Consider the following 24,755-nt stretch of genomic DNA (forward strand, 5'->3'; position numbering starts at 1 on the left):
GCTTTCAGCAGGTCGTCGGTTCTCACGTAGAGTGCGGTCGCGAGGGTGTCCAGGTTGTTCGTCACACAACGATCTTGGACACCCTCGTTCACGTCTCTACGGGCACCCCTTGGAATAGATCATCTAGGGAATACGGCCCACTCCGCCGAACTCGATCCATTCGCGGGTAAGTTGACGGGGTGCCACTTCGGTGTCCGGTCGCCAGGTGGAGACCTCCACGAGGCCCGGTTCGAGGATCTCCAGGCCCTCGAACAGCTCGGCGACGTCCTTCTCCTCACGCACCCGGCCCCAGTGGCCCTGGGTGGCCTTGTCCATGAAGTCGGTGACGAACGCCCGGACTTCGGGATCCTCACTGACCAGCTGGCACATCACCAGGAAGCTGCCGGGGGCCAGCCGGCCGGCCACTCGGCGGGCCAGGGCGACGGGGCCGTCCGTCTCGCTGTCGGGGATGCAGTGCATCACCGAGTTGAAGAGCACGGCGACGGGCTGCGAGAAGTCGAGCAGGCGCTCGGTCTCGGCATGCGCGAAGATCTCCTCCGTGTCGCGCATGTCCGCCTGGATGACGGCGGTGCGCTCGTCCTGCTCCAGCAGCGCCCGGCCGTGCACCAGGACCATGGGGTCGTTGTCGACGTAGACCACGTGCGAGGTGGGATCGATCCGCTGGGCGACCTGGTGCGCATTGTCCTGGGTGGGCAGGCCGGAGCCGTGGTCGAGGAACTGACGGATTCCGTGGTCGGCCGTCAGTGTCCTGACCACCCGCTGAAGAAAGCGCCGGTTGTTGACCGCAAGACGCCGGGTACTGGGCACGACCTTGTCGAGTTGCTCGCAGGCCGCCCGGTCGGCGGCGTAGTTGTCCTTGCCACCCAGGTAGTGGTCGTACATCCGCGCTGCTGTCGGCACGGTGGGATCGATCGACGTGGACAGATGCCGTTCGGTGTGCATCGCTCCCCCAGATACGGACCGCGCCAACTGGCCTGGCCTGACTGGGAATCCATCCTAGGGACCGGACGATCGGCGGTGTCGGCAAATGCGCAAACCCGGCTGCGCCGAGCAGTCCGGCACCTTGATCCCGAGGTCTTGCGCACCGCCCCCTCCCGTGTGCAACGCTCGCCTCCGGACCGGCTGTGACCGGGCTCGCGACATGGAGAGGCGGCGGCATGCGCATCGGACTGCTCGGCACCGGCCCCTGGGCCCGGATGGTGCACGCCCCCGCACTGAGCTTGCACAAGGAACTGGACTTCGCCGGAGTGTGGGGCCGTCGCGCCGACGCGGCGAAGGAACTGGCCGAGCAGCACGGCACACGGGCGTACGACGATGTGGACGCGCTGCTCGGCGAGGTGGACGTGGTCGCCGTGGCCCTGCCCCCGGCCGTGCAGGCCGAGCTCGCGGTGCGGGCCGCGCGGGCCGGGTGCCATCTGCTCCTTGACAAGCCCCTGGCACCGACCGTCGAACAGGGCCGGGCCGTGGTCGAGGCAGCCCAGGAGACCGGTGTGGCGTCGGTCGTCTTCTTCACCACCCGCTTCCGTGCCGGCACCGAGGCGTGGATCACCGAACAGGCCGCCACGGGAGGCTGGTTCACCGCCCGGGCACAGTGGCTGGGTGCGGTGTTCACCAGCGACAGTCCCTTCGCGGCCTCGCCCTGGCGGCGGGAGAAGGGGGCCCTGTGGGACGTCGGTCCGCATGCCCTGTCGGTGCTGCTGCCGGTGCTCGGCGACGCCCGGCCGGTGGCCGCGGCCCACGCGCCCGGGGGCACCGTCCATGTGGTCCTCGAACACGACGGCGGCGCGTCGAGCACCCTCACTCTGAGCCTGACGGCCCCTCCGGCCGCGGCGGGTGCCGTCGTCGAGCTGCGGGGCGAGGCCGGGGTGACGCTGCTGCCGGAGAGCGGCGAAGGCGCCGTGGACGCCTTCGTCCGGGCCGCGGACGCGCTGCGGGCCGCCGCGCGGACCGGCCGCCCGCACGCCTGTGACGCCGCGTTCGGCCTGCGGGTCACCGAGATACTCGCCGCGGCGGAAGCCCTGGCGGCCGCCGGCGAGCTCAGGTGAGCTCAGGAGCTCCCTTCGAGACCGCCTCCCGCTCCTCCCGTGTGCATCGTCGTCTTGTTCCACGGGGCATCTCAAGCCCGCGAAGCCGGAGTCCCGCTGACCGCGGGCTTCTCGTGCTCTCCCTCGACGTCGATGTGGGGCAGGATCTTGTCCAGCCACCGGGGTGTCCACCAGGCGTGCGGGCCCAGCAGCGTCATGACCGCCGGGACCATCAGCAGACGTACGACCGTGGCGTCGATGAGCACGCTCACGGCCAGGCCGAGGCCCATCATCTTCACCACGATGTTGTCGCTGACGATGAACGCGGAGAACACGCTCACCATGATCAGTGCCGCACAGGTGATCACCCGGGCGGTGATCTCCAGGGCGTGGGCGACCGACCCCTTGGCGTCCCCGGTGCGCAGCCACGCCTCGTGCACCCGGGAGAGCAGGAAGATCTCGTAGTCCATGCTGAGCCCGAAGATGATCGCGAACATCATCATCGGCACATAGCTCTCGATGGGCACCTTGCCGTTGACGCCCAATGCGGGGCCGCCCCAGCCCCACTGGAAGACGGCGACGACGACGCCGTACGAAGCCGCGATCGACAGCACGTTGAGGACGGCCGCCTTGACCGCGACGAGCAGGCCGCGGAAGACGGCGAGGATGATCAGGAAGGCCAGACCGACGACGACGAGGATGATCACGAACAGCCGGCTGGCGACGATGTCGCGGAAGTCGACCTGCGCGGCCGTCGTCCCGGTGACATAGCCCTTGGCGTCCGTTCCGGAGACCGCTTCGGGGAGGGTGTCGTCGACCAGACGGTTCGTCAGGTCCGTGGTGTCGGCGTCCTGCGGGGACTGGTCCGAGTAGACGGTGGCGATGAGGACGTCCCCGTCGCTGGTGGGCTGAAGGGGGGTGACCTTGTAGGCGCCCGACACGCCGTCGAGCGTCTGCTGGGCCTTGGACTGCAGGTCGGAGCGCTGCGACGACGGTACGGAGGTCTGGTCGATGACGACGGTGAGCGGACCGTTGGAGCCCGGGCCGAAAGCGTCGGTCATCAGGTCGTACGCGCGCCGGTCGGTGAAGGACGTGGGGTCGGCGCCGTCGCCGATGTGGCCGAGCTGGATGGAGAAGAGCGGGATGGCGAGGATCACGACGACCGTCACACCCGCGGTCAGGAAGCTCAGCGGGTGACGCTCCACCCGCTGTGCGTAGCGATGCCAGGTGCCCTGGGGCTCGGAGCCCGGGGCGGCGTCGGTCTCGGCGACGGGGCGGCGCACCGTGTAGCGGTCGATCCGGCTGCCGACGAGCCCCAGCAGGGCGGGGATCATGGTCAGGGCGCCCAGGACGGCGGTGACGACCGTGATCGCGGCGGCGAGTCCGAGTTTGCCGATGAAGGACACTCCGGAGGCGTACAGACCGAAGAGCGCGATGATCACCGTGGTGCCGGAGACGAGGACGGCGCGGCCGCTGGTGGCGGCGGCCTGGCCGGCCGAGCGCACCGGGTCCGCGCCGTCCATGAGGTTCTGCCGGTGACGCGTGATCAGGAAGAGTGAGTAGTCGATGCCGACGCCGATACCGATCATCGTGGCCAGGGTCGGCGAGACGGTGGCGAAGGTGAAGGCCGCGGCGATCAGCCCGAGGATGGCGAGTCCGCAGATCACGCTGATGAGTGCGCTCACGAGGGGGAGTCCGGCCGCGATCACGCTGCCGAAGCCGATCAGCAGGACGACGATCGCCACCCCGAAGCCGATCAGCTCGCTCACCCGGTCGTCGGCGGCGGGCCGCGCCAGCTCGCCGAGCGGTCCGCCGTACTCGACGTCGACACCGGCCGACCTGAGCGGCTTTACGGCGTCGTCCACACCGTTGAGGTAGTCGTCACCCAGAGTCGAGGGCTGTTCGTCGAAGCGGATGGTGATGTAGGCGGTCTTGCCGTCGGTGGACACGGGTCCGACGTTCGGCTGCGACTGTGTCGTCGAGTCGGCGGCGGACAGCGGGTTCTGCACCAACAGCACATGCGGCAGCTTCTGCAGGTCACTGACCGTGGTCGACATCTGCGAGCTCACCGAGGACAGGGCCTTGTCGTCGTCGTGCATGACGATCTGGCTGCTGTAGCCGCCCGCGGCGGGGTCGTGCTCCTTCAGGACGTCCAGGCCCTCGGTGGACTGCACGCCGGGCAGATCGAAGTTGTCCGAGTACTCTCCGCCGTAGGCACGGTCGAGGACCTGCAGGGCGACGAGCGCGACCAGCCAGCCCACGATGACGATCACGAAGTGGCGCGCGCACCACTGGCCCAGCCTCCTGAGGCTCCCCGGTCGATCGGTCCCCCGCTCCTCGTCGCTGCTGCGGGTACGTGCCATGGGCCTGGTCTTCCCCTGTCGGCCGGGTCGATAATTACCCCCATTACACGTCAACCAGATCATCCGGGCATCCCGGGTAAATCACCCGGGCTACGGGGTGTGGGCGTTTCCGGATGCATGCCGCGCTTCCCCGTCGAATGCTGATAAGGGACCCGATGACAGCACCGGGTCCGCAGAACGATCCGGATCCGAGGAGCAGAGATCATGCCGACGTCACAGCCCGAGTCGTCAGGGCCGTCCGAGGACCGCGCCACCCCGGACGACCTGCTCCACACCCGTACCGGCACCGAGGTGTCACCGGAGGACCTGGTGCTCGCCTCGGGCAAGGACCTCTCCCCGCGCACCCTGGAATGGGCCCGGCGCAAGCTGGAGGCCGAAGGCCCCGTCGCGCTCGAGAAGCTGCTGCCCTAGCCGCACTACCGGTGCGGGTCGACTGGTGCCGTAGCCGCATTGCCGGTGCGGGTCGACTGCCGCCGTGGCCGTACCGCCCGGGCGGTCGACCGTCCGGGAACGGCCACCGGTGCCGGTCGGCGGCGGGAAGGTGCGGGGAATGGATCCGGTGGAGCTCGTCGAGCGCTTCAATGCCCCGATCAACGGCCAGGAGCTCGTGGGGCTTTGTTCGCTGATGTCCGAGAACCACACGTTCGTCGACACCGAGGGCGGCACCGTCCGGGGGAAACCGGCGTGTGCCGAGGCGTGGCGCGGATTCTTCTCGGCCTTCGCGGACTACCGCACTGTGTTTTCCGACCTGACGGTACGAGGCGACGTCGTCACGGTCTCCGGGTACTCCGTGTGCTCACAGCCGGAGTTGGCGGGCCCGGCGCTCTGGACCGCCCGCGTCACCGGCACGCTCGTCACCGAGTGGCGGGTCTACACGGACACCCCGCGGACACGCCACACGCTCGGGCTGCCTCCGCGGGCACCGTAGGGGGGTGCCGGTGGTTGCGGGTTCACCCTTCCCGAGGAGGCTCCGCGCTGCCAGACTCCGGAAGATGCCCGACTTCGACATGCTCGTCCTCGGATCCGGTCCGGGTGGCCAGAAGGCCGCCATCGCCGCGGCCAAGCTGGGCCGCCGGGTCGCCGTCGTCGACCGCCCCGACATGGTCGGCGGGGTCTCCATCCACACCGGGACCATCCCCTCCAAGACGCTGCGGGAGGCGGTCCTCTACCTCTCCGGACTCACCCAGCGCGATCTGTACGGACAGAGCTACCGGCTCAAGGAGGACATCACCGTCGCCGACCTGACCGCCCGCACGCAGCACGTGGTCGGCCGCGAGGTGGACGTCATCCGCAGCCAGCTGTCCCGCAACCATGTCTCCCTGTTCGCCGGAACCGGGAGGTTCATCGACCCCCATACGGTCACCCTGCGCGAGATCACCGGCCATGAACGGGTGCTGAGCGCAGAGCACATCGTCATCGCCACCGGCACCCGGCCGGCACGGCCCGACAGCGTCGAGTTCGACGGCCGGACGATCATGGACTCGGACAACGTCCTGGCCCTCGAACGGGTTCCGCGCTCCATGGTGATCGTCGGTGCGGGTGTCATCGGCATGGAGTACGCGTCCATGTTCGCCGCGCTCGGCAGCAAGATCACCGTGGTGGAGAAACGTGCCGGCATGCTCGACATGTGCGACGTCGAGGTCATCGAGTCGCTCAAGTACCACCTGCGGGACCTCGCCGTGACGTTCCGCTTCGGCGAGACGGTGGCCGCGGTCGAGCGGCATCCCCGTGGCACGCTCACCGTCCTGGAGAGCGGCAAGAAGATACCGGCCGACGCCGTGATGTACTCCGCCGGCCGGCAGGGCCTGACCGACGAACTCGACCTCGGTAAGGCCGGGTTGACCGCGGACCGGCGCGGCCGCATCACGGTCGACGAGCACTACCGCACCGAGGCGGGGCACATCTACGCCGTCGGCGACGTCATCGGCTTCCCGGCGCTGGCCGCGACCTCGATGGAGCAGGGCCGGGCGGCCGCGTACCACGCCTGCGGCGAGCCCGTCGGACGGATGCACAACCTCCAGCCGATCGGCATCTACACCATCCCGGAGATCAGTTTCGTGGGCCGCACCGAGGACCAACTCACCGAGGACTGTGTGCCGTTCGAGGTGGGCATCTCGCGCTATCGCGAGCTGGCCCGCGGGCAGATCATCGGCGACGCGCACGGCATGCTGAAGCTGCTGGTCTCCCCCGAGGACCGCACGCTGCTCGGCGTGCACTGCTTCGGCACCGGGGCCACCGAGCTCATCCACATCGGCCAGTCCGTGATGGGCTGCGGCGGCACGGTCGACTACCTGGTCAATGCAGTGTTCAACTACCCCACGCTCGCGGAGTCCTACAAGGTCGCGGCGCTGGACGCAACGAACAAACTCCGCCAGATCGACCGGATCGGGGACTGAGCCGGGTCCCCGGGCGAACGCCGCCGGAGCGGCGGATGAAGGGGCTTCGAAATATTTCGACGGATCGGAAGATTACTCTCCGGTCAATCTTGAAAGCCCAATGAGCACAGCTATCATCACACGCACACATGTGGTCACCGTCTGTAGACGATGAGGCAGCACGGTGGCCGCTGCCCTCTGTGCCGTCTTCGACCCGAGGCCAACCCTCGCCGGTCCTGGGCGGGTTCAACCCCCCACCCTTTACGCCGTCGGGGCCCCGCCCTTGCGTCGTGCAAGACGAAAGCAGCGCATCCATGAGCTACAGCAGGGGCAGAGGGCTGCAGGCCAACGCCCTCGGCACGTTCGACACCGTCGTGATGGCCGTCGCGGGCAGCGCCCCGGCGTACTCGCTGGCGGCGACGACCGCGGTCCTCGTCGGAGCGGTGGGCCTGGCCAGCCCGGCGGCCCTGCTGTACTGCGCGATACCCATGCTGGGCATAGCGCTCGCGTTCAGCTATCTCAGCCGGATCGACGTGAGCGCCGGTGCCAGTTACTCGTGGGTGGGGCGTACGCTCCACCCCTTCCTGGGCTTCATCAGCGGCTGGGCGCTGGTGATCTCGGCGACCATCTTCATGGTGGCGGGTTCCCTGCCGGCCGGGTCGATGACGCTCGCCCTGTTCGACGAGCAACTCGCGGAGAACACCGCCCTGTCCACGGCGGTCGGAGCGGCCTGGTTCGTGATCATGCTGCTGGTGGTGCTCGGCGGTGCCCGGCTCACCGTGCGCGCCCAGCTGGTCATGTCCGGGATCGAACTGGTCATCCTGGCGATCTTCGCGGTGCTGGCGCTGTTGCACACGGGCAATGCCCGGACCTTCGACTGGTCCTGGCTCGGCTTCGGCCACTTCGACGGGATGGCGGGATTCGCCTCGGGCGCGCTCATCGCCGCGTTCTACTACTGGGGCTGGGACGTGACCAGCAACCTCAGTGAGGAGACCCGCAACAGCCGCCGTACGACGGGTCTCGCGGGGCTCATCGGATTGGGCATCGTCTTCCTGCTGTTCGAGGTGTTCACCATCGCGGTGAACGTCATCCTCTCCTCCTCGCAGATCGAGGAGAACGACGCCAACGTGCTGGCCGTGCTCGGCGAGGAGATCTGGCCGGGCTGGGGCGGCAAGCTGCTCATCGTGTCGGTGATGCTGTCCACCATCGCCACGCTGGAGACCACGCTCATCCAGGTCACGCGTTCCCTGTTCGCCATGGGCCGCGACCGTACGATGCCCTCCGCCCTGGGCCGGGTGCACCGCCGGTGGAACACCCCCTGGGTGGCGATCGTCGTGGTCGGCACGGTGGCGCTGATGATGCTCATCGCCTCCAACGCCCTGGGCTCGGTCGGTGACATTCTCTCCGACGCCATCTCGGCGATCGGCCTGCAGATCGCCGTCTACTACGGGCTGGCCGGTCTCGCGGTGGTCGTCGCGTACCGCAAGATGCTGCTGACCTCGGCGGCCAACTTCATCCTCGGCGGGCTGTGGCCGCTGCTCGGCGCGCTGTTCATGTTCTGGATCTTCTTCGAGTCGCTGGGCGAGCTGAGCACCGCGGCGGTGAACATCGGCATCGGCGGGCTCGCCGTCGGGCTGATCCCCATGCTCTGGTACTGGAGGAAGGGCAGCGAGTACTACCGGCCCGCCAAGCTGGACGCCTCCCGCACCGTCGAGGCCGACTACGTCCCCGACGAGGCCGCGCACCCCGACTCCCGTGTCCACGAGGGCCTCCCCACCGACTTCTGAGGGGAATCCCGATGGCGAGAGACCGCTTCTCCCCCGATTTCGACCCCGACTGCGGCGACGAGGCCCTCAGCTCGGCCCGCCACGACATCGTCATCGGCCGCTGGCAGGGTGTGCGCGACCTGCTGCGTGTCACCGGCGCCGACTGGCTCGCCCGGGGCCACCGGGTCCGGCTGCTCGCGCAGGCCTGCGCGAGCAGTTCGACGGCCGAGTCCTGGGTGGCCGCCGAACCGCGCAGCGCCGACGCACTGGTGCTGCGGGCGGCGACGGAGACGGCCCGGGCGTTCAATGTGGCCATCGCCGCGGGCCGGGGCGTACCGATCGACCAGCAGCGCATCGACACCGCGGTGATGGCGTGCCTGCAGGCCGCGGAGGAGTTTCAGGACGACCCGACACCATGGATCTCCCTGATCTCCGTCGCCCGGCTGTATGCGGCCGGGGTGCGCCGACAGGAACTGGCGCGCTGGTGGGACGAGTTGCACGGGCGTGACCCGTACAGCGTGGAGGGCCATCTGCAGGTGCTGCACTACTACTCCTCGCGCTGGCACGGCTCGCACGGCCTCATGTACGACTTCGCCCGCGACGCGGCCGGTGTGGCACCGCCCGGCTGCGGCCTGCCGGTGCTGGTGCAGTACGCCCGGGTCGAGGAGTACCGGTACGCCCTGGACGCCGCGCACGGCAGTCAGTCGGCGGTGGGCCTCGGGCAGCACTGGGGGCACGACGGTGCCGTCAGCGACGTACGGCGCACCTGGCAGCGCTGGATCATGGGCCGGGAGCAGGGCGACCTACGGCCCGGCGAACTGCGCGACCTCAACTACCTGACGCACGCCGCCTGTCAGGCGGGGGTCCAGGACGTCGCCGCCGCCCTCCTGAGGATGCTCGGGAACCGGGCCACGCGAACTCCGTGGTCGTACACGGGCAATCCGGAGCAGCAGTTCGTCAGGTGGCGCAAGGAACTGCGCGTACGGGCCTGAGAGCCGGCGCAGGTCACCCGGCGCGGGGATGGACGCGCCGGCGGCCGTGCTCAGCCCGGGCCGGCGCGGTTCAGGCGGGGCAGGGCGAGGAGGAGTGTCACGGCGGCGAGCAGGGCCGCCGCGCACGGCACCCGGTAGCCGGCCGGGGCTCCCGCCACGTCGATCACCCACCCCGACGCGGCGTAGCCCAGGGCGACCCCGACGGAGAGGCCCGAGACGATCCAGGTGAAGCTTTCGGTGAGCTGACCGGACGGGGCCAATTGGCCCACCATGCCCATCGTGGTGATGAGGGTCGGCGCGAGGGCCACGCCCGCGACGAAGAGCATGGCCGCCAGCGCCGCGAGATTCGGCGCGAACAGCAGCGGTGTCATCGTCACCGCCATCACGCAGACACTGACCAGCAGGCGCCGCGTGATCGACCCCCGCGGCCTGATCGCACCGAAGGCCGCGCCCGCCAGGCCCGAACCGAGCGCGTACACCCCCAGCAGCAGGCCGGAGAGCGCCTTGTGGTCGTGTGCCCCGGCATACGCCACGGTCGCGACCTCCACCGAACCGTAGGCCGCGCCCACCGACGTCACCGTCAGCACCAGCAGGCCGAGTCCCGGGATGCGCAGCGCGCTGCCCCCGGCGTGTTGCGGCTGGGGGCGCACCGGCGGTTCCGTACGGCGCTGGACGGCGAACAGCAGGACACCGACGGCGAGCAGCACGGCGGCCGCCAGCGGCCCCGCCTCGGCACTGACGCCGGTCGACAGCCCGATCGCCAGCACCGGGCCCACGACGTAGATCACCTCGTCGAGCACCGACTCCAGCGAGTAGGCGGTGTGCAGCAGCCGCGGCGACTCCCGGTGTACCTCCGCCCAGCGGGACCGGACGAGCGCGCCCATGCTGGGCATGCAGCCCGCCACGGCCGCCGCGACATACAGCGTCCAGTACGGGGCGGAGTACCGGGCGCACAACAGCAGCGCACCGATGGCGGCGACCGTCACTGCCGTCGCCGGGAGGACCACCCGTCGCTGGCCGTGACGGTCCACCAGCCGCGAGATCTGCGGTCCGATCGCCGCGCCGGCGAGTGCCTGCGTGGCGGAGACCGAGCCGGCGAGCGCGTAGTCACCGCCGAGTTGCGAAAGCATGGTGATGATGCCTACGCCGATCATCGACAGCGGAAGGCGTGCGATGAAACCCGCCCCGGAGAAGAGCAGAGTGCCTGCAGGGGAGAAGATCCGGCGGTAATCGGAGAGCATGGGACTCCACGCTCCGTCAGGAGCCGATCGTCGCTCGGCGGATCCGGTCCGGTTTCCGCGTCCTCCATTTTCACGCATGCCGCGGTGTCGCGCGACGCGAGCCGGTATCCCGCCGTGCGCGTGCGGGAAATGGCGAGCCGGGTAAGCTGGATGGAAGACACGTCGATGTCTTGGCGAGAAGGAGCCCCTATATCGGCAACCGCGTATACCGGCAACCGCGTATACCGGCAACCGGGGCCGAGTCCCGGCACCCCGGAGAATTCCTCCTCTTTCGGCCCGGTCCCACGGGCTTCTCCGCCTTCACCCGGTGCCGTTCGCCCAGCTCGGTCCGCCGATGAGTGGCCCTCCCTGGAGGTGAGTTTGGGTGAACCCGCGACTGCGAAGCCAGGCCGCAATGGCCGCCGTCAGCGCCTGTATCGTCGTGCTGATCGCGCTCTACTACACATTTCCGGAACAGCGGCTCATCTTCGTAGGAATTGGAGCGGTCGGCGTCTTCGGTATTATCCTGGGCGTCTTTCTCAACCGGCCTGCGCACAAGCTCCCCTGGCTGTTGCTCGCCGCCGGAAACTTCGCCTTCGCCGCGGGCCAGGCGACCCAGATCATCCTCATCGAGCTGCTCCACGAGGAGATGCCGTTTCCGTCACTCGCCGACGGCTTCTATCTGGCGGCATATCCCCTGTATGCGGCCGGGCTGCTGGGCTTCGTCCACTGGCGCACGGGGTGGCGCGACCGCGCGAGCCTCGTCGACGCGCTGACGCTGACCGTGGGCCTGGCGCTGCTGTCGTGGCTCTTCCTCATCGATCCGTTCGCCCGCGTCGAGGGTCTCACCTGGGTGCAGAAGGCGTTCTCCATCGCCTATCCGCTCGGCGACATCCTCGTCCTGGCGATGCTGCTGCGTCTGCTCGCCGGCCGCGGTGGCAAGAGCCCCGCGCTCATGCTGCTCACCGCGGGCACCGTCGGCCTGCTCGTCGCAGACGTGATGTACGGCCTGATCCAGCTGCACGGGACCTGGCAGACCGGTACGGCGGTCGAACTCGGCTGGGCCGTGCTGTACGGCGCCTGGGCGGCCGCTGCGCTCCATCCCTCGATGCGGACTCTGACCGAACCGGTGGAGGGGCGCGGCGACACGGGCATCGGCCGGCTCAGTCTGCTCACCCTTGCGTCTCTGATCGCGCCGACCATCCTGCTGATCGAGGCGGTGCGCGGGGTGAGCGCCAACGTCGGCGTCATCGGGGTGTTCTCCGCGGTGCTCTTCATCCTCGTGCTCTACCGGCTGGCAGGCGTGGTGGCGACCCACCGGCAGGCGGTCGGCCGGGAGAAGGTGCTGCGCATCGCCGTGTCCTCGCTGGGCGGGGCGGGCGAAGTGCGGGATGTGGCCGCCGCCGTCCACTCCGCGGTGTCGGAGCTGGTGCGGCACAGCCCGCCGCGTTCGGCGCTGCTCACCATGCCGGACGACACCCTCTGGGTGAACGGCGCGCACAGCGACATAGCAAGGCCCGTGTCCAGGCGGGTGAAGGCGACAGTGCGGGAACTCACCGCGTCCGGCGAGAACCGTCTGATGGCCTTCGACGCCGTCGGACCCGATCTGGTCGCCTGCCTCAAGACCCCGGACGAGGAGCCGGACCGTGCCAGCCATGCACTGGTCTGCCCGCTCACCGCGCAGGATCACCCGTCCGGCGACCCCCTCATCGGGACGCTGATCGTGCCCGGCGACGAGCAGGAGCTGCTCGTGCTCCGTGACACCCTGGCAACCCTCGCCGCGCAGACGGCACTTGCCGTGGCCCGGGTGGCCCTCGCTCAGGAAGTCAACCGGCGCAACAGCGAGATGTACTTCCGTACGCTGGTGCAGAACGCGTCCGACGTCATCCTCATCCTCGACGAGGACGACCGGGTCCGTTACGCCAGCCCGTCCGCCGATCAGGTCCTCGGCCTGCCCGCTCTGGAGGGCACCCACCTCATCGATCTGGTGCCGCCGCAGGACAGCCGCGCAGTGGTCGAGACGCTCGGCCGGATACGGAGCCGTGAGTACCAGACCATGCGCGAGCACTGGCGCATGATCCGCGCCGACAAGGCGTCCATCGAGGTCGAGGTGAGGTGGAGCGACCTGCGCGAGGAGACGACCGTCGGCGGGGTGGTGCTCACCCTGCGGGACGTGACCGAGCAGCGCAAGCTCGAACGCGAGCTCACCCACCAGGCGTTCCACGACTCGCTCACCGGCCTGGCCAACCGTGTGCTCTTCCAGGAACGGGTCAGCCACGCACTGGTGCAGGCCCAGCGCGACGGCACGGTGGTCGGCGTGCTCTTTGTCGACGTGGACGACTTCAAGGTCGTCAACGACATTCACGGCCACAGTGTGGGTGACGAACTCCTGGTCGCGCTGTCGCTGCGGCTGTCGACCACCGTCCGTGCCTCCGACACCGCCGCGCGCATCGGCGGTGACGAGTTCGCGCTCCTGGTGGAGGGTTCCGTCGGCCCGGAGGGCGTGGAGCGGTTCACCGAACACCTGATGACCGTGTTCGCCGAGCCGTTCCGGCTCAGTGTCGGACCGGTGAGCACATACGCCAGCATCGGCGTCGCGACCACGGAGGACAGCATCGACTCGGTCGAGCTGCTGACCCACGCCGATCTCGCGCTGTACGCGGCGAAGACGGCGGGCAAGCGCCAGTGGCGCAAGTACCAGCCGGAGCTGCAGAGCGGCATGGCCGAGCGCGCCAAGTTGCAGGAGGGCCTGGACAATTCACCGATCGAGACGTCCTTCCTGGTGCTCTACCAGCCCATCGTGGAGCTGACCACCGGTCAGATCGCCGGTTTCGAGGCGCTGGTTCGCTGGCCCCACTCCACTCGCGGCATGGTGCTGCCGGAGCAGTTCATCACGCTGGCCGAGGAGAGCGGGCAGATCGTGCCGCTCGGCGCCTGGGTGCTCGACCAGGCCACGGCGGAGGCGGTCCGGATGCAGACCTCCGTGCGACACGACGCGTCCGGCCGCAAAGAGCCCTACATCAGTGTGAATGTGTCGCCTCGTCAGTTCCGGGACGACGAGTTCTACAACGTGGTCCGGCGCGCCCTGGACCTCTCGGGCATCGAACCGTCGGCTCTCGTGCTGGAACTGACCGAGAGTGTGCTGATGTACAACGACGAACGTATTCTGGCCGAGATGAGTGCGCTCACCGACCTCGGTATCCGCATCGCGATCGACGACTTCGGAACGGGTTACTCGTCGCTGAGCTATCTGCGGGAGTTCCCCATCTCGATCCTCAAGATCGACAAGTCGTTCGTCGACGAACTCGGACGCTCGCCCGAGCAGTACGCCCTGGTCGAGGGCATCACCCATCTCTCGGACACGCTCGGCCTCACGGTGATCGCCGAAGGAGTGGAGAACGTGAGGCAGCAGGAGTTGCTGATCTCCATGGGCTGTCGGCTCGCCCAGGGATACCTCTTCGCCGAGCCGGTCAGCGCCGAGGAGGCGGAGCAGCTCATCCTCTCGCCGCCGCTCGGCCGCCTGGCCGACATCCGCGCGACGCCCGCGAAGAGAAGGCGGTGATGACAGCCGTTTCCCGCGAGGGACGTGCCGCAGGACATAGCGCGAGGCAGGAGACCCAAGGTGACGGAACGTGATCACCCACCGGAAGAGCCGGCTGCCCGGTGCGTCGTACTGCGCAACGACGAGGAGCAGTACGCGATCTGGCCCGCCGAGCTCCCGATTCCCGCCGGGTGGAGCGGGACCGGCGGACCGGAGTCGGCCGCCGGGTGCGCGAGCGTCGTCGAGCGCCGGTGGACCGACATGCGGCCCGCGAGCGCCCGAACCGAGGGGCCGCCCCTGGAGACCGGGCCGAGCACCGTGCCCGAACTGGTCTGGGAGCGGGCCTGCCATCAGCCCTCCGCACTCGCGGTGCTCTCGGACGAGGGGCGGCTCAGTTACGCCGAACTGACCGGCCGCGCCGACCGGCTCGCCCGGCGGCTGCGGGAGTCGGGCGTCGGCGCGGAGTCCGTGGTCACCGTGTGCCTCGACCGGGTGCCCGAGCTGATCGTCGCGCTGCTGGCGGTGCTGCGATCCGGCGGAGCGTTCCTGCCCCTCGACCCGGCGACTCCGCAGCAGCGGGCGATCGCGCTGGTCGGGGAGACCGGTTCACGCGTCATCGTCTCCGGCAGCGAGCACGCCCCGATCTTCGACGGGTGCGAGGCGCGGATCGTCGACATCGGGGAACCGGCCACGCCGGCACCGCCGGAGGGGCGGGCGGGAGACGAGGGAGATGCGGGAGAAGAGGGGCAGCGGCCGGTGCACGGTCCGCGGCCCGACGACCTCGCCTATGTGATCTACACCTCCGGATCCACCGGGCCCCCCAAGGGTTTGATGATCACCCACCGGTCGCTGACCCACTCCCTGACCGCGGTGGCCCGGGCCTACGAACTCACGCCCGACGACCGGGTCCTGCACGCCGCGGCGCTCGGCTTCGACACCTCGCTGGAGCAGATCTTCGCCACGCTGATCAGCGGCGCGACGCTGGTCCTGGCCGGCCGGCAGACGTGGGCGCCCACCGACCTGCTGCACCGTCTCCCGGAGTACGGGATCACCGTGGCCGACCTGACCCCCGCCTACTGGCAGCGGATCGTCTCCGTCGCCGAACGCGACGAGCTCGCGTCGCTGAGGCTCGTCATCGTCGGCGGCGAGATCATCACCTCGAAGGACTGCCGCGCCATTCTGCGCCGGATCCCGGGCGCCCGGCTCATCAACGCCTACGGGCTCACCGAGACCACCATCACCTCCACCCTCTGCGATCTGAACGAGGAAGTGCTCACCGCGCCGGACACGGCCGTCGCCCCGGTCGGCACACCCCTTGAGGGGGAACATGTCCACGTACTCGACGCCGAGTTGCGCCCGGTGGCGACCGGCGAGCGCGGTGAGATCTACATCGGCGGCCCCGGCCTTGCACGCGGTGTCTGGCGGCAACCCGCCCTGACCGCACGGCAGTTCCTCCCCGACCCGCACGGCTCGGCGCCGGGCGACCGGATGTACCGCACCGGGGATCTGGGCCGCCGCCGCCCGGACGGCAACGTGGAGATCCTGGGCCGGGTCGACGACCAGATGAAGATCCGCGGATTCCGGGTCGACCCGGCCGAGATCGAGGCCGCGCTCGTCTCCCGCCCGGAGATCAGCGAGGCGATGGTCGTGGCCCGGGCACGTGAGAACGGCGACCGGGCCCTCATCGCGTACTACACACCGGCCGGGCTCCCGGCCGGCGGCGAGGCGGCGCTGCGCGCCCAGCTGCGGTCCGCGCTCGCCGAGGTCCTGCCGGGCTACATGATCCCGGCAGCCTTCCACTCGGTGGAGGAACTGCCCGTCGCGCCCAGCGGAAAGCTCGACCGCAAGGCGGTGCCGGAACCCAAGACCGCGGTGCCGACGACCGGCGCCGACGACCGTCCGGTGCCGCAGGGCATGGCGCTGCTGTGGGGCCAGATCCTGGGTGTGGACGCCGTCCGTCCGCACGACGACTTCTTCGAGCTCGGCGGGAACTCGCTGCTCGCGATGGAGATGCTCGCCCGGACCCGGGTCATCTTCGGCATCGGTGTCTCACAGATCCGCGACCTGACCCGTTCACTGCTGCGGCAGCCGATGCTCTCCGCCTTCGCCGAGTCCGTGCGCCAGGCACGAGCGGGCACACTGGCGCACCCGGAGGGCGGAAGCGTCGACTTCGCCGCCGAGACCGCCCGGCGCATGCCGACGGTGCGCCGTGCCGCGCCGGCCCCGGACCCCGCGCATCTGGGCGACGTCCTGCTCACCGGGGCGACGGGGTTCTGCGGCGCCCATATGGTCGACGAACTGCTGCGCAGGACGACGGGACGGGTCCTCTGCCTGGTCCGGGCCTCCGACGAGCAGGACGGCATGGAGCGACTGCGCGCCGGCCACCAGCGGCACGTCCACCGCGATCTGACCAGCGACCGTGTCCAGCCGGTCGTCGGCGACCTGGGCCAGCCCGGACTGGGGCTGTCTCCCGAGCGGTTCGAGGAGCTGGGAGCGACCGTCGACGCCGTCTACCACTTCGGCGGCCTGGTCAACTTCATCTACTCGTACCACGACCTGCGTCCGGCCAACATCGACGGAACGTACGAGATCATCCGCCTCGCCGCCGACCGGGCAGTCCCCGTCCACTTCACCTCCAGCATGGCGGTGATCGCCGGATTCGGACCGGCCGGGGTGCACGAGGTCACGGAGAGCACTCCGCTGCGTTTCCCCGAGCACCTGTCGGTGGGTTACGTGGAATCCAAGTGGGTCGGCGAGGCGCTGCTGCACAAGGCGTCCGAAGCGGGCCTGCCGGTCGTCATCTACCGTCTGATGGACATCACGGGCCGCCGCGGAACCGGCGTGATGAACACCAGCAGCGAGATGGCCGCCCTCTTCGGGTTCATCGCACGGACCGGGCTGTGCCCCGACGTCCGGCTGCCGCTGGACTTCGTGCCGGCCGACGACCTCGCCCGCGCGGTCGGCCACATCTCCACCCGGCTGCCCGCCCGCGGCGAGGTCTACCATCTCACCAACCCCCGGTCCACGCTGCTGAGTTCACTTGCCGAGCGGCTGCGCAAGCAGGGCTACCCAGTGCAGGAGATCCCGTACACCGAGTGGATCGCCGCTCTGGTGAAGTACGCGGCCGGGCACCCCACCGACCCGATGACCCCGTTCGTCCCGCTCTTCGTCGACCGGTGCGCCCTTGCCGACATGACCGTGAGCGAAATGTACTTCCAGGGCGTCTTCCCGGAGTTCACCCGCGACAACGCGGAACGGGTGCTGCGGGACGCCGGGATCGACATACCGCCGGTGGACGCGGAGATGCTGGACCACTACATCGACTACCTCCAGCACGCCGACTACGTCAGGCCGGTGGTGAGCCGGGGCACCGGAGCGGCACGATGGTGAGCAGGCGCCCCGGCTGGGAGGGCCTCGACGTGCTGGACGCGGCGCCCGACGGTCCGGTGGCCTTCTCCGCCGACCTCTCTCCCGCCAGCCTTCTGGCGGCGTACCGCGTCGGCGTCTATCCGTTCCCCGCATCCGACGAATACACCCGCACCCTCAACGAGGTCGTCTTCGCGGACCAGGTGGAGGAGGGCCGCATCCCGCTCGTGGGTGAGGAAGCGGCCGATCCCTACGCCGTCTCCTGGTGGTCCCCCGACCCCAGACCCGTGCTGCCCGTCACGGCCACGCACCTCAGCCGGAGCCTCGCCCGGCAGCTGCGCAACCGGCTGCCGTGGTCGACCAGTCTGGACCGGCAGTTCGAAGGGGTCGTCCGCGCATGCCGAGGCGACCGGATCCCCCTGTGGCTCACCGACGAGCTGATCGCCAGCCTGGTCCGGCTGCACGAACTGGGACATGCGCACAGCGTCGAGGTCTGGGAGGACGGTGAACTCATCGGCGGTGTCTTCGGTCTCCAGCTCGGATCCGTCTTCAGCATGGACTCGATGTTCTTCCACCGTCCCGGTGCCTCGAAGGTCGCGGTGACCGACCTGGCGGAGCGCTTCGCACAGGCCGGCGGCGTCCTGCTGGACGCGCAGCGGGACAGCCCGCACGTCCAGAGCCTGGGCGGCGTCCTCGTATCGCGCGAACAGTACATCCGGCAACTGCGCGGCACCGCGAGCGAAAGCGTCCCGATGCCCGCCGCCACCTTGCCCGCCAGCCGTCTCGCCCAGCCGGCGGCATCGGGCTGACCGCCTTCACCACGTCTCGGGCTGACGGGCGAGCCCGTCCCGGCTGCTGGTACGGACCGCAAGACCACCAGTGCGGCGGAGGCCGAGCACGTCTACGAGGTCGACCCGATCTCGAACGCGCCCACCGCGCCGCTGCCGACTACCTCTTTCCGCCGGCTCCCCGGTCGCCCCTCCGGGCACGGACCCGGTGACGGAACTGCCCGGCACCTACCGGGTGTGCCAGTGGTAGCGGCGCTCGGGGCGGCCGGCCTGGCCGTAGCGCAGCGACACGACGGCCTTGCCGGTGACGGTGAGGTGTTCGAGATAGCGGCGCGCGCTGACGCGGGAGATGCCGACCTCCGTCGCGCACTCGGCCGCGGACAACGTCCCGCCGGCCTCGCGCAGGGCGCGTTCGACCAGCTCCGAGGTCTCCACGCTCATGCCCTTCGGCAGAGCGGGCGTCACCGCGGGTGCCGCGACCCGGCCCAGCGCCCGGTCCACATCGGCCTGCCCGCTGACCGTTGCGGCGGACAGATTGGTGCGCCGGGCGCTGTAGCGCTCCAGCCGGTCCCTGAGGTCCCCGGCGTCGAACGGCTTGAGCAGGTAGTCCACGACGCCCTGACGGACGGCACCGCGGACCGCCTCCGCCTCCCGGGCGGCGCTGATCACCATCACGTCACAGTCGTGGCCTGCGCTCCGCAGCCGGGGGACGACGTCCAGTCCGAACATGTCGGGCAGATACAGGTCGAGCAGCATCAGGTCGGGCTGGAGTTCGGCGGCGGCGGTGAGCGCCTGCTCGCCGCAGTTCGCCGTTCCGACCACACGGAAGCCCTCGACACTGTCGACGAATCCGCGGTGGATGCGCGCCACCATGAAGTCGTCCTCGACCACGAGAACGTCGATCATCGGACTTCCTCCGTCTCCCGCTCGGCCAGCTGGCCCACGGACATCCAGGCCGTGAACACGGCGCCTGTCTCTGTGTTCGCCACGGACACCTCACCACCACGGCGTTTGCAGACCAGCCGGGTGAGCGCCAGTCCGATCCCCCGGTCGCCTCCCTGCGCGGCCTTGGTGGTGAAGCCGTGCGAGAAGACCTCCTGCGCGAGCTCGGGAGCCACGCCGGGGCCGGAGTCCCGTACGACGATCTCCACGCTGGAGGCGTCCTGGCGCAGCTCGACCTCCACCCAGGCGTCGCCCTCCTGGTCCCCGGCCGCGGCCGCGTCCAGGGCGTTGTCGACGAGATTGCCGAGCACCGTCGCCACGTCCGCGGAGTCCGTCGGCTCCAGCTTGTCCAGGGCCGTGCGCTCGGAGATCCGCAGCTGGACTCTGCGCTCCGCCGCGAGCGCGGACTTGGCCATCAGCAGGGCGGCGAGGGCGCGGTCACGGACCCGGCTGGTGAGGGTCAGATCGAGCGACTCGCGATGTTTTCGCAGGGCGCGAACATACCGTACGACCTCGTCGTGCTCATCGATCTGGATGAGCCCGGAGATGGTGTGCAGCTGGTTGGAGAACTCGTGCGCCTGTGCGCGCAGCAGTTCGGTGCTGCTGCGGAACGAGCCCAACTCCCGTTCCAGCTGGGCCAGTTCGGTGCGGTCGCGGAGGGTCGTCACCGAGCCCAGCCGGCGGCCGTCCTTGGTGACGTCCATCCGGTTCATCACCAGCACACGGCCCCGGCGCACGACGACCTCGTCGCGGCGCCCGGTGTCCTGTCCGTCGCCGTCGTCGCTCCCGCTCCCGGTACCGGTTCCAGTTCCGGTTCCGGCCAATACGTCGTACAGCCTGCCCTCGATCCCGAGATCGGCCAGGCTCATCCCGACGCAGTCCTCGGGAAGGTCGAGCAGTCTGCGGCCGACCTCGTTCACGAGCGTGAGCCGCAGCCGCGGATCGAGCGCGATCACACCCTCTGCGATCCCGAACAGCATCGCCTCACGGTGCTCGGCGAGCCCCGCGATCTCGCGTGGTTCCAGGCCGAAGGTCTGGCGTTTGATCCTCCGGGCCAGCAGCCAGGACCCGGCGATCCCCAGGACACTCGCGGTGCCGAGGTAGGCGAGCAGATACGAGGAGGCGCCGCTCAGCCGCTGCCAGGCCGAAGGCGAGGCGCGTCCGATCATGACCGTGCCGAGGTGCCGGCCCACCTGCTCGCGGTGCTCGCCGAGCACCGGGACCTGTGCGACCAGCTCGCGCACCCCGTCCACCGACAGCTCCCCCGACCAGCCGCGCGCCTGCGCGACGCTCGGCCCCTCGACCGGCAGCCGGGTCCCGACCAGTGTGGGATCGGTGGCGGCGACGATCTCCCCGCGTGCGTCGGCGACCGTGACGGAGGTGACGTTCGACCGGGTCCTGGCGGACTGCAGCAGCGGGGCGAGGGTCTCACCGGGGGCGGGCAGAGTGAGCTGGGTGCGCAGCAACGGGTTTCCGGCCATCTCCTCGGCGAGGGCGGTCACCCGCCGGCCCTCCACGCGGTCGAACGTCGCCTTCGACTGCGCCAGCGACACCGCTGCCACCGCCGCCAGCACGATCACCACGATGGCGAGCTGCAGAACCAGCAGCTCACCGGCGAGCGTATGACGTCGGGACGTCATGACCACAATGAACTCAACCTTCAATGGTCACACAACGGAGACGGGCTGTCTGAGGGATCGCACAATCATGGCGCCGGACTCGCCCAAGCGAAAGAGATGAGCCATGAGAACTCGCAGAGCCGCACTTCTCGGAGCTCTTGCCACTGTGTCGATGCTCGCCGCCGGCGCCTGCGGCGCCACCGCCGAGAAGGAGGACTCGGGAAGCGGGAACGTGGGCTCCAAGCCCGTCTCCGGGCTGCGTCTCATGGTGCCCAACACTCCGGGCAGCGGATACGACATCACCGCCAGGACCGTCGCCCAGGTGATGCAGGACTCCAAGACGGCGACCGGGGTCCAGGTGTACAACCTGCCCGGCGCCGGCGGCACCGTGGGCCTGCAGCGCCTGGTGAACGAGAAGGGCAACGGCAAGCTGGCCATGCAGATGGGCCTGGGGGTCGTGGGTTCCGCGTACACCTCGAAGTCCGAGGCGACCCTCACCGACACCACGCCGCTGGCCAGGCTGATCGAGGAGGCCGGCGCGATCGTCGTGTCGAAGGACTCCCCGTACAAGACGATCGACGACCTGGTCACCGCCTGGAAGAAGAACCCCAAGAAGGTGACCGTGGGCGGCGGCTCGTCGCCGGGCGGCCCGGACCACCTGCTGCCGATGCAGCTGGCCAAGGCGGTCGGCATCGAGCCGAAGAAGGTCAACTACGTCGCCTACGACGGCGGCGGTGAACTCCTGCCCGCCATCCTCGGCAACAAGGTCGCCTTCGGCGCCAGCGGGTTCGGCGAGTTCCTCGACCAGATCGAGGCCGGACAGGTGCGGGTCCTGGCGGTCACCAGCGAGAAGCCCATCGACGCGGTGAAGGACGCCCCCACCCTCAAGGACTCCGGGATCGACCTGGTCTTCACCAACTGGCGCGGCATCGTCGCCCCTCCCGGGATCACCGACGCCCAGAAGCAGACCTGGATCGACTCGCTGACCAGGATGCACGACTCGGAGCAGTGGAAGGCCCAGCTGACCAAGAACGGCTGGACCGACGCGTTCGTCACCGGTGACGAGTTCGGCACCTACCTCAAGGACCAGGACAAGGCCGTCGCCGACCTGCTGGCAGAGCTCGGACTGGCATGAGCACCCACGTGGACGAACGGAGCGCCGAGCGCACCCGTCCGCCCCGGGGCGGGGACCGCGCACAGTACGGAGTGTGCGCGTTCCTCGCCCTGCTGGGCACCGCGGTGATCGTGGACGGGCTCGGGATCCCGCACATCACCAGCAGCACCGACCCGGTCGGTCCGCGCGCGGTGCCGGTGATCCTGGGCGTCCTGCTGCTGGTGGTCGCGGCGCTGTACGCGGTCGACGTGGCCCGGGGCGGCCGCGGCGAGCCGGAGGCCGGCGAGGACGTCGACCTGTCGACGGGCAGCGACTGGCGCACGGTGCTGCTGCTGGTCGGCGCGTTCGTGGTGAACGCGGTGCTGATCGAACAGCTCGGCTGGGTGATCAGCGGCACGCTGCTGTTCTGGGGGACGGCCTTCGCCCTCGGCAACCGGCACTACGTCCGCAGTCTGCTGATCGCGGTGGCGCTGTCGCTCACCACGTTCTACGCCTTCGCGATCGGGCTCGGAGTGAACCTCCCGGCCGGTGTGCTGCAAGGGATCCTGTGATGGACAACCTGAACAACCTCATGCAGGGCTTCGCGGACGTCCTGGCACCGATGAACCTGCTGCTGGCGCTCATAGGCGTCGTCATCGGCACCGCGGTGGGCGTGCTGCCGGGCATCGGCCCGGCGATGACCGTGGCCCTGCTGCTGCCGGTCACCTACGGCATGGAGCCCGTGCAGGCGTTCATCATGTTCGCCGGCATCTTCTACGGCGGCATGTACGGCGGCTCGACCACTTCCATCCTGCTGAACACCCCCGGGGAGTCGTCCTCGGTGGTGACGGCCATCGAGGGCAACAAGATGGCCAAGGCCGGACGGGCGGCGCAGGCGCTCGCCACCGCCGCGATCGGTTCGTTCGTGGCGGGCACCATCGGCACGCTGCTGCTGGTGCTGGTGACCCCGGTCGTCGTGGACTTCGCGGTCAGCCTGGGCGCACCGGACTACTTCGCCCTGATGCTGCTCTCCTTCATCGCGGTCACCTCCGTGCTGGGCTCCTCCCGCATCCGGGGCCTGATCTCGCTGCTGCTGGGTCTGACGATCGGCCTGGTCGGCATCGACGCGGTGTCCGGGCAGCAGCGGCTCACGCTGGGCATCCCCCAGCTCGCGGACGGGATCGACGTGGTCGTCGTCGCGGTCGGGATCTTCGCCGTCGGCGAGGCGCTGTGGGTGGCCGCGCATCTGCGGCGCAGGCCCGCCGAGGTCATCCCGGTCGGCAGGCCCTGGATGGGCCAGAAGGACTGGAAGCGGTCGTGGAAGCCCTGGCTGCGGGGCACGGCGTTCGGCTTCCCGTTCGGTGCGCTGCCGGCCGGCGGCGCGGAGATCCCGACCTTCCTGTCGTACGCGACGGAGAAGCGGCTGACCAAGCACCCCGAGGAGTTCGGGAAGGGCGCGATCGAGGGAGTGGCCGGGCCGGAGGCGGCGAACAACGCCTCCGCGGCGGGCACCCTGGTCCCGATGCTGGCCATCGGGCTCCCGACGAACGCGACCGCGGCGGTCATGCTGGCCGCGTTCCAGTCGTACGGCATCCAGCCCGGCCCCCTGCTGTTCGAGCGCGAGGCGAGCCTCGTGTGGGTGCTGATCGCCAGCCTGTTCATCGGCAATCTGCTGCTGCTCCTGCTGAATCTGCCGCTCGCGCCCGCCTGGGCGAAACTGCTGCAGATACCCCGCCCCTATCTCTACGCCGGAATCCTGTTCTTCGCGTCCATGGGTGCGTACGCCGTCAACGCACAGCCCCTGGACCTGTTCCTGCTGCTGGTGCTGGGAATCCTCGGCTTCGCGATGCGGCGCTTCGGACTGCCGGTGCTGCCGCTGATCGTCGGCGTGATCCTCGGCCCGCGCGCCGAACTGCAGGGCCGGCGCTCCCTGCAACTGTCGGGCGGCGAACTGTCGGGGCTGGTGGGCGGACCGGTGTCCTACGCCGTCTACACGACGATCGCCCTGGTGCTCGTCTGGCCGCTCGTCCGGAAATTCGCCGTACGTCCGCTGCGTGAGCGAAGTGCCTGAGAGGGAGAGCTGACATGACCGTACTGGTCGGATACGTACCGTCACCCGAGGGTGAGGCCGCGCTACGGGCGGGGATCGACGAGGCCCGGCTGCGCGACGAGAAGCTGCTGGTGGTGAACACCTCGCGAGGGGACGCCCTGGTGGACCCGCGTTTCGCGCAGGAGCCCGATCTCGCCCATGTCCGCGAGGATCTGGCCGCGCTGGGCGTCGAGTTCGACCTCCGCCAGGTGCTCGGCGGCGGCGACGCCGCCGAGGAGATCATCGAGCTGGCGGAGCAGGCGGACGTCTCCCTGGTGGTGATCGGGCTGCGCCGCCGGAGCGCGGTCGGAAAGCTGATCATGGGCTCCGCGGCGCAGCAGATCCTGCTGGGAGCAGGCTGCCCGGTTCTCGCGGTGAAGGCGGCAGGTCAGGAATGATCCTGAAGACGTTCGGCTGGTCGTTCGCCGTCACCGCGCTCGGTCTGGCCTTCGCCGCGTGGCAGTGGGGCTGGGAGGCCTTCGGGATCGTGCTGATCCTGTCGGTCCTGGAGATCTCGCTGTCCTTCGACAACGCGGTCGTCAACGCCGGAATCCTGCAGAAGATGAACGCCTTCTGG

18 protein-coding genes and 1 pseudogene are annotated in these 24,755 nt (G+C 69.6%); 14 read left to right on the plus strand and 5 right to left on the minus strand.

Annotation, left to right across the window (positions count from 1 at the left end; genetic code table 11):
- Positions 1–123: 123 nt before the first annotated feature.
- The gene (locus tag F7R91_RS40195; protein ID WP_150958616.1) at positions 124–942 is read right to left on the minus strand and encodes an SAM-dependent methyltransferase; all 819 of its coding nucleotides are present in this window, start codon (positions 940–942) and stop codon (positions 124–126) included.
- A gap of 215 nt (positions 943–1,157) precedes the next feature.
- On the opposite strand from F7R91_RS40195, the gene F7R91_RS40200 reads away from it, so the two are divergent.
- On the plus strand, positions 1,158–2,045 hold the full coding sequence (locus F7R91_RS40200; RefSeq protein WP_150958618.1) for a Gfo/Idh/MocA family protein: 888 nt from the start codon (positions 1,158–1,160) through the stop codon (positions 2,043–2,045).
- A gap of 71 nt (positions 2,046–2,116) precedes the next feature.
- On the opposite strand, the gene F7R91_RS40205 is transcribed toward F7R91_RS40200, so the two are convergent.
- The gene (locus F7R91_RS40205) at positions 2,117–4,387 is read right to left on the minus strand and encodes an MMPL family transporter (protein ID WP_150958628.1); all 2,271 of its coding nucleotides are present in this window, start codon (positions 4,385–4,387) and stop codon (positions 2,117–2,119) included.
- A gap of 204 nt (positions 4,388–4,591) precedes the next feature.
- Between F7R91_RS40205 and F7R91_RS40210 the strand changes: the two genes are divergently transcribed.
- From F7R91_RS40210 to F7R91_RS40230, 5 genes are all read left to right on the plus strand, one after another.
- Positions 4,592–4,798 carry a hypothetical protein gene (locus F7R91_RS40210; protein WP_150958631.1) on the plus strand — a complete coding sequence of 69 codons (207 nt, stop codon included), beginning with the start codon at positions 4,592–4,594 and terminating at the stop codon, positions 4,796–4,798.
- A 139-nt stretch (positions 4,799–4,937) separates the two neighbouring features.
- The gene (locus F7R91_RS40215) at positions 4,938–5,315 is read left to right on the plus strand and encodes a nuclear transport factor 2 family protein (RefSeq protein WP_150958633.1); all 378 of its coding nucleotides are present in this window, start codon (positions 4,938–4,940) and stop codon (positions 5,313–5,315) included.
- 64 nt (positions 5,316–5,379) lie between these two features.
- Complete coding sequence (gene sthA, locus F7R91_RS40220) at positions 5,380–6,783, plus strand: Si-specific NAD(P)(+) transhydrogenase (RefSeq protein ID WP_150958634.1); 1,404 nt, start codon at positions 5,380–5,382, stop codon at positions 6,781–6,783.
- A gap of 293 nt (positions 6,784–7,076) precedes the next feature.
- Positions 7,077–8,549 (plus strand): APC family permease, encoded by a 1,473-nt coding sequence (locus F7R91_RS40225; RefSeq protein ID WP_150958636.1) that lies wholly within the window; start codon positions 7,077–7,079, stop codon positions 8,547–8,549.
- An 11-nt stretch (positions 8,550–8,560) separates the two neighbouring features.
- On the plus strand, positions 8,561–9,520 hold the full coding sequence (locus F7R91_RS40230) for a hypothetical protein (protein WP_150958638.1): 960 nt from the start codon (positions 8,561–8,563) through the stop codon (positions 9,518–9,520).
- Between the two features lie 50 nt (positions 9,521–9,570).
- Here F7R91_RS40230 and F7R91_RS40235 read toward each other — a convergent pair whose 3' ends face one another.
- Positions 9,571–10,761, minus strand: coding sequence for an MFS transporter (locus F7R91_RS40235; RefSeq protein WP_191971869.1), 1,191 nt, complete (start codon positions 10,759–10,761; stop codon positions 9,571–9,573).
- A 364-nt stretch (positions 10,762–11,125) separates the two neighbouring features.
- Here F7R91_RS40235 and F7R91_RS40240 point away from each other — a divergent pair, with 364 nt between their 5' ends.
- The 3 genes from F7R91_RS40240 to F7R91_RS40250 are packed head-to-tail and all read left to right on the plus strand — an operon-like array spanning position 11,126 to position 18,456.
- Positions 11,126–14,302 carry a putative bifunctional diguanylate cyclase/phosphodiesterase gene (locus tag F7R91_RS40240; RefSeq protein ID WP_150958642.1) on the plus strand — a complete coding sequence of 1,059 codons (3,177 nt, stop codon included), beginning with the start codon at positions 11,126–11,128 and terminating at the stop codon, positions 14,300–14,302.
- A 60-nt stretch (positions 14,303–14,362) separates the two neighbouring features.
- On the plus strand, positions 14,363–17,671 hold the full coding sequence (locus F7R91_RS40245; RefSeq protein WP_191971870.1) for an amino acid adenylation domain-containing protein: 3,309 nt from the start codon (positions 14,363–14,365) through the stop codon (positions 17,669–17,671).
- Positions 17,665–18,456, plus strand: a complete 792-nt coding sequence (locus tag F7R91_RS40250) for a leucyl/phenylalanyl-tRNA--protein transferase (RefSeq protein ID WP_150958646.1) — start codon at positions 17,665–17,667, stop codon at positions 18,454–18,456. Before F7R91_RS40245 ends, F7R91_RS40250 begins: the two co-directional genes overlap by 7 nt.
- Positions 18,457–18,663: 207 nt before the next feature.
- Here F7R91_RS40250 and F7R91_RS40255 read toward each other — a convergent pair whose 3' ends face one another.
- Positions 18,664–19,341, minus strand: a complete 678-nt coding sequence (locus F7R91_RS40255) for a response regulator (RefSeq protein WP_150958648.1) — start codon at positions 19,339–19,341, stop codon at positions 18,664–18,666.
- On the minus strand, positions 19,338–21,023 hold the full coding sequence (locus tag F7R91_RS40260) for a sensor histidine kinase (RefSeq protein WP_150958650.1): 1,686 nt from the start codon (positions 21,021–21,023) through the stop codon (positions 19,338–19,340). The genes F7R91_RS40255 and F7R91_RS40260 overlap by 4 nt, the downstream gene beginning before the upstream one ends.
- 97 nt (positions 21,024–21,120) lie before the next feature.
- Between F7R91_RS40260 and F7R91_RS40265 the strand changes: the two genes are divergently transcribed.
- From F7R91_RS40265 to F7R91_RS40285, 5 genes and pseudogenes are all read left to right on the plus strand, one after another.
- The gene (locus F7R91_RS40265) at positions 21,121–22,131 is read left to right on the plus strand and encodes a Bug family tripartite tricarboxylate transporter substrate binding protein (protein ID WP_150958652.1); all 1,011 of its coding nucleotides are present in this window, start codon (positions 21,121–21,123) and stop codon (positions 22,129–22,131) included.
- Complete coding sequence (locus F7R91_RS40270) at positions 22,128–22,661, plus strand: tripartite tricarboxylate transporter TctB family protein (RefSeq protein WP_150958654.1); 534 nt, start codon at positions 22,128–22,130, stop codon at positions 22,659–22,661. Before F7R91_RS40265 ends, F7R91_RS40270 begins: the two co-directional genes overlap by 4 nt.
- Positions 22,661–24,160 carry a tripartite tricarboxylate transporter permease gene (locus F7R91_RS40275; protein WP_150958656.1) on the plus strand — a complete coding sequence of 500 codons (1,500 nt, stop codon included), beginning with the start codon at positions 22,661–22,663 and terminating at the stop codon, positions 24,158–24,160. Before F7R91_RS40270 ends, F7R91_RS40275 begins: the two co-directional genes overlap by 1 nt.
- Before the next feature lie 14 nt (positions 24,161–24,174).
- Positions 24,175–24,576, plus strand: coding sequence for a universal stress protein (locus F7R91_RS40280; RefSeq protein ID WP_150958658.1), 402 nt, complete (start codon positions 24,175–24,177; stop codon positions 24,574–24,576).
- Positions 24,573–24,755, plus strand: a pseudogene (locus F7R91_RS40285) (DUF475 domain-containing protein); the annotation flags it as partial. The gene F7R91_RS40280 and the pseudogene F7R91_RS40285, both read left to right, overlap by 4 nt.

The sequence above is a fragment of the Streptomyces luteolifulvus genome (genome assembly GCF_008806595.1).
Taxonomy (GTDB): domain Bacteria; phylum Actinomycetota; class Actinomycetes; order Streptomycetales; family Streptomycetaceae; genus Streptomyces; species Streptomyces luteolifulvus.